The sequence below is a fragment of the Candidatus Margulisiibacteriota bacterium genome (assembly GCA_041661965.1).
Classification (GTDB): domain Bacteria; phylum Margulisbacteria; class WOR-1; order O2-12-FULL-45-9; family XYB2-FULL-48-7; genus XYB2-FULL-45-9.
In genome coordinates this window covers 410,516-422,411 of sequence record JBAZTH010000001.1, presented here as the reverse complement: position 1 = coordinate 422,411, position 11,896 = coordinate 410,516, and the positions used below count along the sequence as shown (strand labels likewise).

Annotated in this window: 8 protein-coding genes; 4 read left to right on the top strand and 4 right to left on the bottom strand. The window is 53.7% G+C overall.

Going from position 1 to position 11,896, the window contains the following annotated elements; translation table 11 throughout:
• Positions 1-11: 11 nt before the first annotated feature.
• Entirely contained in the window at positions 12-635 is a 624-nt protein-coding gene (locus WC772_01795) for a hypothetical protein (GenBank protein ID MFA6169489.1), read from the top strand.
• Here WC772_01795 and WC772_01790 read toward each other — a convergent pair.
• Together WC772_01790 and coaE are read right to left on the bottom strand one after the other, a co-directional pair.
• Entirely contained in the window at positions 610-1,890 is a 1,281-nt protein-coding gene (locus WC772_01790; GenBank protein MFA6169488.1) for a metallophosphoesterase, read from the bottom strand. The genes WC772_01795 and WC772_01790 overlap by 26 nt on opposite strands.
• Positions 1,891-1,928: 38 nt before the next feature.
• Complete coding sequence (gene coaE, locus WC772_01785; protein ID MFA6169487.1) at positions 1,929-2,519, bottom strand: dephospho-CoA kinase; 591 nt, start codon at positions 2,517-2,519, stop codon at positions 1,929-1,931.
• Between the two features lie 66 nt (positions 2,520-2,585).
• Here coaE and WC772_01780 point away from each other — a divergent pair, with 66 nt between their 5' ends.
• Genes WC772_01780 through WC772_01770 form a run of 3 tightly spaced genes read left to right on the top strand, consistent with a single transcriptional unit; the run spans position 2,586 to position 9,066 of the window.
• A complete protein-coding gene (locus tag WC772_01780) occupies positions 2,586-4,514 on the top strand; it encodes a hypothetical protein (protein MFA6169486.1) in 1,929 nt (642 codons plus the stop codon).
• A gap of 2 nt (positions 4,515-4,516) precedes the next feature.
• On the top strand, positions 4,517-7,117 hold the full coding sequence (locus WC772_01775) for an Ig-like domain-containing protein (protein ID MFA6169485.1): 2,601 nt from the start codon (positions 4,517-4,519) through the stop codon (positions 7,115-7,117).
• Entirely contained in the window at positions 7,114-9,066 is a 1,953-nt protein-coding gene (locus WC772_01770; protein ID MFA6169484.1) for an S-layer homology domain-containing protein, read from the top strand. The genes WC772_01775 and WC772_01770 overlap by 4 nt, the downstream gene beginning before the upstream one ends.
• Here WC772_01770 and WC772_01765 read toward each other — a convergent pair.
• Together WC772_01765 and WC772_01760 are read right to left on the bottom strand one after the other, a co-directional pair.
• The gene (locus WC772_01765; protein MFA6169483.1) at positions 9,011-11,329 is read right to left on the bottom strand and encodes a DNA internalization-related competence protein ComEC/Rec2; all 2,319 of its coding nucleotides are present in this window, start codon (positions 11,327-11,329) and stop codon (positions 9,011-9,013) included. The two genes, WC772_01770 and WC772_01765, sit on opposite strands and share 56 nt — an antisense overlap.
• Positions 11,326-11,874 (bottom strand): ComEA family DNA-binding protein, encoded by a 549-nt coding sequence (locus WC772_01760; GenBank protein ID MFA6169482.1) that lies wholly within the window; start codon positions 11,872-11,874, stop codon positions 11,326-11,328. The genes WC772_01765 and WC772_01760 overlap by 4 nt, the downstream gene beginning before the upstream one ends.
• Positions 11,875-11,896 lie beyond the last annotated feature (22 nt).

Below are 11,896 nucleotides of genomic sequence, written 5' to 3'. Positions count from 1 at the left end.
GAGAACTACTTGTGATCAATCTAATTAAAATAGGAAACTGCGTTAGCGGAACGCTTTCCACCCCGCATGACTTTGTTAAAAGACGGATCGCTCTGGCGACGGAAACCGCCTGGCAAACGCTCGATCGGCCGGAGATCAAAGACGCTTTCCTTCACGATCTGCAAAGAAAATTTTTCCACGCCAACCGAATAAGCACCACGACTTTTCAGCGGCTTAATTTCCTCTTCCACACTTTTGAAAGCGGCAAAGAAATTGAGACTTACGGTCTCTGCCGTCCGGAAAAGCAGGAATTAAGGGCTTTCAGCGAAGCGTTTGAGCAGCTGACAATGGTCGGACCGGGAGTTCACCGCCGTCTTTTCCTGGCGATCACCGGAGTAACGGCCGACCCATCGATCGACGAGCTGGAAACGCCGCTCTATTGCGCGATGCTGGGGAAAATGGACAAGGAACACGGCGGGCCGGGTTTTTCCTCGATCGTTTCGGTCGCGGTCAGCGACCGCCTGGCGGCGGATAAAAAAGTCGTGAATCCAACCGGAACAAAAAGCCTCTTTTTTTCCTTGGAACAATTAAGGAACTACGGTTATCAGGGGATCCCGGTCCTGCCTCCGCTTAAGCGGCCGCCGGCAAAGAGCTAGCGTCGCGAGCATTCCCCATCTCATAGACCGTTGAGAAAGGGATCCACCCTTTTTTAACGTGTAAGCGGTCCCGGATCAAGCTCTCGCCAAACAAACCGACCCCAAAGTTATTATCAACGTTCGAATGAATTATCTTGTAGTTCGGCTGGGCCGCGTCCGGAGAAGTTGCCCATGATTTTTCCCGCTCGTGGCCGGAATAAATATAGACTTGCGACGGAGCGACCCCAAATTCCACAGCCAACCGATTAATGGCCGCTTTAATATGCGATTTGCCGTACTGTTCTTTTGAAGTATCGGGCGTTTCTTCAAACCGGTTCCAAAGGATCTGATCAACCTGTTGCTGATTATTTTTCATTTCGACCATCTCCCGAGTGGAGGGAAAAGGAAGATTGGGGATCGCTGAATGCGCCATGTAAATCACCCCGTCTTTATGCTGAACGACCGCCTGCAGCGGGCAGCCGTCGAAGAAAGACTGGTAACCGGCGACGATCTGGTCGATCTCGGCCAAGCTTTTCCCCTGGTTTTGATAGTAATTGACCAAATAGCGGAGAAACTCGACCGTTTGGGGGACAAAAGTGCGCGGATCTTTCGGATCGACATTTTTTCCCAACCGCAACCCCCTCGCCGACGGATCGAGGGCATTAAGGTTCTGGAGATCAACAAATAATTTTAAGCCGGGATCGCGCTGATGGTTTAAAACATGATCGATCACCCGGCGGCGGTCGGCTGGAGATTTTATTCCGTCCAGGATAACATCATGATTGCCCCTTAAAATATGGACCCGATCGGGAAAGGTGTTTTTCAGTTGAATGACCGCGTTCAGCAGGCCGAGAGAGGCCCGCATGTCCGCCAGATTGGTTCTTTCCGGATGGATAAGGTCGCCCAGAAAAACCAAAGAAAGTTCGCCCGAACGGAGCTGGGGCCCGAACTCTTTTAAGATCGCGTTTAAGCGGTCGACATTCCCATGGAGGTCGCCGATCGTAACGACCCCGCCGGCATGTCCTTTTATCCTGATCAAGGAGCCGAGCGCGCCGCCGGCCGTTGACTGCCGCAAACAATATTTATTGTATACGCCGCTCGCTTCCACTTGAAACTTATAAGCGACATCGGCCAGGGTTTGTTTAATATCGGTAATCTCATGAAAAAGACCGGCAACCGAAAGGACCGGCTTGGTCGCCACTTGAGGATAAGAACGATTAAAGATCCGATGGTAGATCTCGGCCGCCCGATGATAATAATTGTTAATTTTTGACATGCTACACCCCTTTATTTACATATCGAGAAACCCCAAGCTCAACTTGCGCGAATAAAAGGCGAAATTTGTTTTTTTAAGGTCTGGAGAGTGCCGTTATTATCCACTATTTTATCGGCGATTCGTAAAAAATTAGCGGCTACCGGTTGGGCCTTCATTCGTTCACTGGCTTGTTTTCTAAGCAACCCTTTTTTCAACAGGCGGGCTAATCGGGCTTTCTCGCTGGCAGTCACGACCCAAACCTCATCTACAAGTGGAATGAGGCCGATCTCTTTCAGAAGAGCCGCATTTATCACCACGTCCCGTGTTCCACGTTCTACGTTCCGCGTTCTACGTTCTATTTCTTTTTTTAAGGCGGGATGAACTAATTTATTCAGCTGTTTAAGCTTCCGGGGATCGGCAAAAACGATGGCGCCAAGCTTCTGCCGGTCGATCTCCCCCCCCTTTTTTAGAATGACCGCGCCGAATTTTTCAACCAGCCTTTGCCAAAGCGGATAATCGCGGCGGTAAAGTTCATGAGCGACTTGATCGACATCGATCACCGTCGCCCCGGCTTTGGCGAATAATCGGGCAACTTCATTCTTCCCGGAGCCGATCGGCCCGGTCAAGCCGATTACCTTATGGTTTGGCATTTGATTTTTATTATAGCACGGCTTTTTTCATTGACAAAAACAACTCGCTAACTTAAAATGCGCTTAATGAAGTTGTGGAGGATTTTATTCCCGGTCGCCTTTATTTTATTGATGACCGCGGCCCACGCGATCGAAGTAAGTTTTCCCTATGTTAACCTTAATTTAAAATTACCACCGCTGGAAAACCCCTATCCCGGTTTCGGCAGTTATTTTACGACCATCTCTTTGGGGCAAAAAACTGTGCTTTGGAACCCGGCCTCCCTTTCGAAGCTTAAATTGAGCGAATATTCGCTCGATGGGTACCTCGGTTCCAGCCGCTTTAAAGGGATTAAAACCTCGCCGATCGACGAACAAAGCGGCTCGATCGACCTCAACAATAACCCGGGCAACAACGCTAAAGTTAATTACGGGATCTTTTTCCGCGAGCAAGAAGATACGCCCGCCAACGCCACCGCGGCCAAGGTCGATCTCTTGAGCCAAACCAACGCCGAAAGCGCCGCTTCCGGCTTAAACTTTTCCGCCGCCCAGCGGGTCAATGAGTGGCTGGTAGTCGGTTTTTCGACCAGGAATCCGGTCGAGACCGACCTGGAAATGGCCGGGATTTTCCCGGTCACCGGCAAAATGTTCGCCGATCTTCATAATTTCCGTTCCGACGACCTTTACATCGACAATACCGGGATCCTTCATTACACCTTCCGTTCGGGAAGCCTGATCACGACGACTGAAACCACCGCCCCGGTCTGGAGCGGCTTTCTCTCCCAGGAGGTGACCATTCCGGTCCACAATCTGGCGGAGCTTCGAAACGATCTCAAGGTTGACTCGCCATTCATCGGCACAATCGCCGGCAACTACCAAAACTTCCACGCCGGGCTCAATCTGATCCCGATCTCCGCCTATGGCGAGATCGACAACGACATCCGGACCGTCGTTCCGTCCGACGCGACCGACCAGCTCGTTTACGTTCCGAATTTCGATCCCAACGATCCCAACTCCGGCGGCAACTGGATGGTCGACCCCGACCTCTACGGCACCTCCGCCGGTTACTCCCGGAAACAGATCAAACTCCCGTCCGGCGAGATCGTCGCCAACGCCAAATACCGCGGCTTTTACCGGGGAACGGCCAGCCGCTTCGACCTCGGCATGATGTACGACGTTAACGATTGGCTCGTCCTCGGCCTGATGTTCGAGAATTTCACCAACTCCGCGATCGCCATGAAAGGGAGCGGCCTCTCCGCTTTCTATTCATACCGGCAGATCAACACGGAGGAGGCCGGCACCCTCTTTCAGCCGGGAAGTCCGGCCAGCTGGTCGCCGATCAGCGACCACTGGGTCACCTCTTATGAAGCGGGAGAGACCAAACTGCTGATGGAAGAAGAAAAGATCTTCACTCTGCCGAAAAGATTTCGTTACGGGGTCGCCTTCAAGCGCCCCTTCCTGATCGCGCTCGACTGGGAACAGAACCAGAATCCGATCACCTTACGGGTCAATGACAGCAGCAATCAGCCGCGGGACATCGTGGTCCGCGACCTGAATTTTCTCCACGTCGGCATTGAAAGTCAGTTGTTTTTACTGCCGATAACGGTCCGTTACGGCCTAACCTGGCTCTTTAAACCGACCGCCACCGGCCTGACCGCCGACGAACAAAAAAGCCTGGACAACACGTTCGCGGTCGCCGGCGGCTTGCCGCCTAAAATGGACCTCGGCGCCCTGATCAACCTGTGGGGTTACAAAGTAGAGGGCGCTATTGGGTACAATGCCTTATCAATTATCAATGTCCTCCAGTTTGACTCGAACAATCTCGATTTGAGCAAGACCGTTTTCGGCGGACTAGCAGTCGAGAAAGAACCGTGGAAGGTCGCTTACCAGGCGGAATTCGATCCCGCCTCGACAGCCAGCGCCTATGGGACTAAAGGGGCAGGCAGTAACGGCAAAAAAGAATTCAACTTTTCAGATATCAAACTGATCCAGTCGGTCGGGATAACCTACAGGTTTTAACCATGAAAAATAAATTACTGATCGCCTTGCTTTTCCTGATCGCCGCCGCTCCGGTCTTGGCCACGGTCAATATAATCAATGAGGAATTGACCAGTGTCGACGACACTTCATTTATCGTCACCTGGACTACGACCGACGAAGCGGCTGCCACGGCGATCGAATACGGGATCGGCGGCTATTACGCGACCGCGACGGTCAGCGGCGCCACGAACTATCACTACTGCCGGGTCAGCGGGCTTTGGTCCAACACGACCTACAAATACCGGGTCCGCTCCGGCGGCGCCCTGGGCCCGGAACGGAGCGTCACCACGCTGGAACGGCCGACCGGCGAGTATCTCTTCAGTTTTGCCGTGCTGTCCGATCCGCGCTATGCCGAAGGCCGCACCCCCGACAGCACCGGCGCGCGCGGGATCCCCTATTCGGTCTGCGACAAGATCATCGATTCGACCGTCGCCGATCTCAACGCCCTCGCCGATAAACCGGCCTTTCTGGTCTTAAACGGCAACCAGGTCGATATCTGGACAACCGATTCCGGCGATCAGGCCAAGAACCAATTCAAAGCCCGCTTCGCCCCTTTTACCGGGGCCAGCGACTTGAATAACCCCGACTATCGCCTGAACCCGGTCCCCGGCTATTATGACAAGAAAGCCGACTACACCACCAACTGGATCAGCGACAACCTGAATCCGCTCCGCGACAATTTCACCCAGTACGTCACCGCCGACTCGGCGACCGACAGCGTTTACAATTACAGTTTCAGTTATAAACACTATAATTTTGTCTTTGCCGATTCGGTCCAGTCCGCCGGCAACGGCCGGATCAATATCAACGCCGTCCGCGACCTGGTGACGGCGGAAGCCAAAAAGACCTTTATTTTCTCCAGCTATCCGGCTTACGATTTTACCGGGGTCATTATCGACGGCGCGACCCAGCGCGATTACCCGATCGACCTGCCGACCGTGGAGGGGACGACCGCGATCGATAACGGCCAGAGCTTCCGCGACACGCTAGAGACGCTAACCTACAGCGCCGGCGGATTTAATTATCCCTTGGCGGCGGCGGTCGTCTCCGGCCACGTCGCCGATAATTACCGCCGGGATATTCACGGGATCTCCTATGTCAGGCAGGGACCGGCGCTCCAATATCCGACCGGCTATTCCGTTTATCGGGTTTACACCAACGGTTACACCAAAACCTTTTACAAAAGCAGCGGGCGGGACAGCGGCGACCGGCCTTATTACGAATATGCCCGAAGCCTGATCGGCGATTCCGGCGGCGTGATCAAAGAATTGCTGACCTCGTTCTGGCTCGGTTCCAACAGCATGCGGAACTTCAGCGTCACCTATCCCTACGCCCCCGGGATCGACCCGAGCATCAGCTCGACCATCCCGGCCGGCGGCGCCGTCAAAGCGCCGCTCAACCAGCCCTTCGTCGTCACTTTTAACAAGCGCATGTCCACCGCCGTTAATGCCGATTGGATCTTCGCCACGCCGACCATCATCAAAGGGACCCCGACGATCGATGCCAGCGGCCGGGTGATCACTTTCCCTCACTCCGGGCTTGAAACCGGCAAGACCTACACTATCACTTTGTTGAAAACCAAGGTTCGGGACGAAAGCGGCGGCGCGATGGCTAACGACCAATCCTTTTATTTCTACACGACCGACAGCGTCCCCGACTACGCGCCGCCAACTGCGGCAATCCTCAACCCGCCCACGAACAACCTGACGACCGATATCCGGCCGACCTTCCTGGGGATCGCCACCGATGAAGCCGGAATTGGGCAGGTCGACTTTCGGATCGACGGCGGCGCCTGGCAGACCGCCGACCCGATCGACGGCCTCTACAATTCCGATCAAGAGATCTTTTCCATGCCGCTCTCCGCCAACCTGACCAGGAGCGAACATCGCCTGGAGATCCGGCCGTTCGACGCGATCGGCAATTCAGCCACCTCGGAATTTACCGCGTACTCGTTTGTGGTCACGGACGACAAACCAAAGGTCACGCTACTGATCGACGGCATCCAGGCGATCCCGGGGGACCCGATCGCTGAATTGCCGCAGTTAACCGCCAGGGTCTCCTCGATCAATCCGGTCACCGGCGGCACGATCAATATCGACGGAACAAAGACCAGCCTGACTTTCGCCCTGACAGGCTCGTATTATTTCGCGTCTTTCACTCCCGCCCTGGCGCTGGCCAGCGGGATCCATTCGATCACCATTGAAGCGTTCGACTCTTTAAGTCAGGGAGCGACTTACGAGATCACCCCGCTTTACGTTCAGGCAAACAAGGAGCCGGCAGTCCTCGGCGTGCCGCTCACCTACCCTAATCCTTTCAATCCCGGGGAGGGGAACGCGGCGATCTCTTACCTGTTATCCAAACCAGCGAACATCACCCTCACCATCCACACTCTGGCCGGAACTTTAGTCGCGAAGAAAAACTACAGCTCCGGCACTGCCGGCGGACGGGCCGGTTATAACGAAGTCGCCTGGGACGGTCGCTCCGACGGCGGAACGATGACGGGGAATGGGATCTATATCGTTTTGATCGTCGCCGACGGCAAAGTTTTGGCCAAAGGAAAGATCACGGTGTATAAGCAATGACGCGGACTTTATTAAATATCGCGATTGGACTTTTGACATTATGTCTTACCCCCGCTTTCGCCAGTTCAACCCTTGACCCAAGTAGCACAATTTACAACGCCCGCCAGCTTGGGATGGGCGGCGCGTCGCTCGGCTTAACGACCGACGGCAGCGACATTTTCCTCAATCCGTCGGCCCTGACCAAGATCGAATTCCCGCAATTTACCGCCACCGCCGGGAAATTAGCAATGGATGAAACCCAATACACTCTCGCCGGCTGGGCTTTCCCGACCAAGTACGGCGTTTTTGGCCTCGGTTTTACCGGCTTAAACACCGGCGGCTCGCTCGCGACGATGCGCGACCCGGCGACCGGCCGGATCATTCAAGACCCAAGCCGGGAAGCGGGGAGTTATGATAATCATGCCCTGGTCTTCTCATACGCCCGCGATTTTGATTCGCCCGAGAACCTGGCGATCGGCGCCAACCTTAAACTGATCAATCAAACCCTTAGCGGGAACGCCAATGATAAAGCGTCGGCCATGACCCTCGATCTCTCGGCGACCTACCGCCACAACCCCTGGCTGAAACTATCGGGGACCCTGCAAAACCTGCTCGGAAGCGGCCTGAAATGGCGGGGGACGGAAGACAAGATCGGCGGCTATTATAAATTCAGCGGCGCGATCAACGTTTTGGGCAAAGAAGACGCGCTCTATAAGAATCAACAGACGGTCGTCGCCGGTCTGGGACTTGACTTGCCAAACTCAACCTTGGGCGGAGGCCTGCTGCTCCATACCGGAGTGGAATACGTGCCGCAGCAAAATATTTTTCTCCGGGCGGGTCTTAACCAGGAAGACGGCGGGACCGGCCTGACCCTGGGGGTCGGCCTCTACAACAGAGGGTATCGTTTTGATTACGCTTACGTCCAGCGCCCCAATCTGCCGGGGGACAACCCGCATTACTTCTCTCTCTCCTATGTCGGAGAAAAAACCATGAGCTCTTCCCTACGGGCCAAAGCCAAGAAAGGCTATTTAAAGATCACCTCTCCCCCCAATCGCCTGGTGACCGACCGAGCATACGTGATCGTTTCCGGCGAAGGGTCGGTCACTAAAATCCTGGAAAAACAGACCATTTGGAAGGTCGCCGCTTTCGGCGCGACCATCGAAGTCCGGGAATTGACCACGATCGAGCCGTTAAGCAAGATCTACGTCAACAATCTCCCCTTGGAAAACACCGCGTCGATCGAAGCAAACCAGATTCTCTATGTCGGCCGGAACGTCATCACCCTGACCGGACAAACCAGCTATGAAATTTTGAGTTCCAACCAGGTTCTGACCGCCGAAAGCTATTCCGACCAAGTCACAGTTCTTCGCTTCCTCCCCTTCTCCGACACGCCGATGAGCTACTGGGCGATCGAACCGATCGCTCTCGCGGTCACGCTCGGCATGGTCAAGGGCTACCCGGACGGCAAATTTTACCCGGAAAAAGGGATCTCGAGAGCGGAACTCGTCACCCTTCTCGTTCGGACCCTGGACAAGCCGGAAGCGACGATGATCCCTTACGGCGAAAATAAGATCTTTAAGGATGTCCCTCCAAAACACTGGGCGGCCAAGGAGATAAACTACGGCAGTATCATTCGCTACGTAACCGGCTATCCCGACGGGACCTTCCGGCCGAACAAAGTTTTAACCCGCGCGGAAGGGATCACCATTTTGATGCGTTATGCCGGGCTAAGCGAAGAGAAGTTCTACTCCGGCATCCCCTTCCCTGATCTCCCGGCCGATTTCTGGGCGAACAAGAATATTCTGCCGGCCAAGAACGCCGGTTTGCTGAAGTATCTTGAAGGTCAACCCTTCAAGCCGAACGCTAAATTTACCCGGGCGGAAGCGTGCGAAGTCCTCTACCGGGTTTCGACCGTCAACCGCGCGGTCGACTATTTCTGGCGGACCGGCACGATCTCGCTGTCTCAATAGTATAATTTCGACCGTCGCTTTGAACCGTTATGCCGCCGACATCCTTGGTCATCAGAAGTCCGTAAGGAGTTAACTTCTCGAGCGCTTTTTTTGAGGGGTGGCCGTAACGATTGCGCCGGCCGACGGAAATGATCGCGACGCGGGGTAAGACCGCCGCCAAGAATTCAGCCGAAGTCGAGGTCGCGCTCCCGTGATGCCCCACTTTTAAAAAAGTCGAGCGCAGCGGTTCTCCCAGACGCAGCAGCCGCTCTTCACTTTCATTATCCAGGTCGCCGGTAAACAAGAATGAAATTTGCCCGTAAGCCAGTCGCAGAACGATCGAATTGCCGTTGGTCGAGTTGTGCAAATCAGCCGGCCACACGATCCGGCCAACCACCCCCGACCCCAGATTGATCTTCAGGCCGGTCCGGCCGGTCGAGTGTTTGATCTTATTCTTCTCGATCAATTCCCGATAACGGAAATAAGCCGGCGAATTAAATATTTCGCCGTTATCGATCAAATTATCAACTTTCACGCTCTTGAGGACCTCATTTAAGCCGGCGATATGGTCGGCGTGAGGATGGGTCGCGATCACCAGATCGATTTTATTGACCCCCTGCTTGCGCAGGAACGGCAAGAGAACCATTTTGCCGATCCGGTCATAACCCCGCCCCTTATCGCGCTCTTCCCCACCGCCGTCGATCAGGACCGTCCGTCCGTTGGGACATTGGATAAAGGCCGCATCTCCCTGGCCGACATCAATAAAGGTCACGGCCAAGCCTTTTGTCCCGCCAATAAACAGTGGAAAACAAAAAAGCGCCAGAAAAAGCAACAGACCGGGCCAGAAACGCTCTTTCGCTCCGATCTTTTTAAACAGCCCGACTAAAACCAGATAATAAGCGATCAGCCAAACGAACGGAGCCTGTTTAACATAGACTGAACCGCCGGGCAGTCCGGCAATTGTTTTGGCAATGAGGTCGAGAATGACCAGGCCGAGCCAAATCGTCCCCCCCATTATTTTCGCGAGCGGCAGAAAAATAAAACCGATCATGGTCGCGGAAAAACCGTAAACAACCAGCAGCTCGATCCAAGGAAGAATAATAAAATTGGGCAATATTCCAGCTAGAGTAAACTGACTAAAATTGTAGACGATCAGCGGGGTCGTCGCCAGAAGCGGCCCGACCGACAAAGCAACAAGTTCTCTCCCCGGCAATTTCTCCGGCAAGCTTTCGGTTAGCGGCGGGACCAGATAAAAAAGCGACCAAGTCGCCAGGAAAGAAAGTTGGAAACCGAGATCAAATAAGTAATGGGGATCAAACAACAATAAGATTAAAGCAGACAACGCCAAAGCGGTATAAAACTCTTTTTCCCGCTCGAAGAATAATCCGAGCAACGCGATCTCCCCCATAATTGCCGCCCGGAGAATAGAGGCCCCACCCCCCGTTACTACGACTAACAATAGATTAAATAAAGTCGCGACCGCGGCGCTTAACCAGAGTGGAAAGCGGCATAATTTTGCTAAAGACAAACAAACTCCGATCAAGATCGAAACCTGGGTTCCGGAAACGACCAGCAAATGAATAAGCCCGGCTTTGCGGTATTCGTCTTTAACTTCCGGATCGAGCGGCGAAACATTGCTCCCCAAAAGAACACTGCCCAAAAGAGAAGCCTCTTGGCGCGGCAAAATTTGCGCCAGGACATCATTAAACCGAGCGCTAAAAGCAAAGGTTATTTTATTCAGCCAGCTTCCCCCCTTGCCAAGCCTCCGGCAGTCGGTTGCGGAAAAAAGAAAAGGAACCTCTCTCTCCGGGACCAGAGGATTAGCGAAAGAGTCGCTCCGGCTAAGCCGTCCTCTTAGTTCCAGCTTGTCGCCATAATCAAAGCTTCCCGGAACAAAAGCCATAATTTCCCTGTTAAAATGATACTCTTGCCGTTCGCGAGAAAGCCGGTGCAGTTGGAAAGAAAAAGCACTCTTCCCTTCTTTAACGCGCGGAACGGTTATCACTTCTCCCTGAATTGTTAAATAACCGGCTTCGACGAAACGATCCAGCGGCTCGGCATGAGAGCCCCGCAATTGAGATGAACTTAGGCCGAAAAGCAAAAAAATAACCAACAATATCCGACCGAGCTCAATCTTGAGGATAAAAGCAATAATCGCCAAAACTATAAATAACATCAGCAAATAAAGCGGCAACGGCGGCGGAACATATTGGCCCAGGCCAATCCCCAGCGCGTAAGCGGCGGTTATCAGGACGAGGGGGGAGAGCCCTGCGCGGTTTTTCAAAGAACTAACCGATCTTTTATTCTGTCGAACTTGGCCTTGCCGAATCGGGGGATCTCCATGATCTGCTCAAGCCTGGTAAAAGGTCCATTCTTCCGCCGGTAAGCAACGATTGCCTTGGCCGTTGAGGCCCCAATCCCCGGCAAATCATCGAAAGCCTTTTCGTCCCCTGAATTCAAACTGACCTTGCCGCCGGGAGAAACCGCGCAGCCAGCTTCCAGGAGCAAAACAACCTTCAGCGGGATAACGATCTTTTGGCCATCTTTAACCGGTTCTGCCAGGTTGACCGCCGAAAGGTCGGCAGTTGGCAAAGCTCCTCCGGCTAGATTAAGAATATCGATCAACCGGTCGCCACTTTTTACTTCGTAGACCCCTTCTCTGCGGACCGCGCCGCAAAGATGGACCTCAACTTTAGGCGCCGTTTCCGGCGGTAGGATCGCCAGCTCTTGAGTAGAATTCCCCGGTTTGAAATACATTACGCCGAAGCCAACTAATAATGATAAAACTATTCCAAGAATGAGGAGTTGTTGTTCTTTGGTCAGTTGCATGAGGCAAAGAAAGCAAGATTAT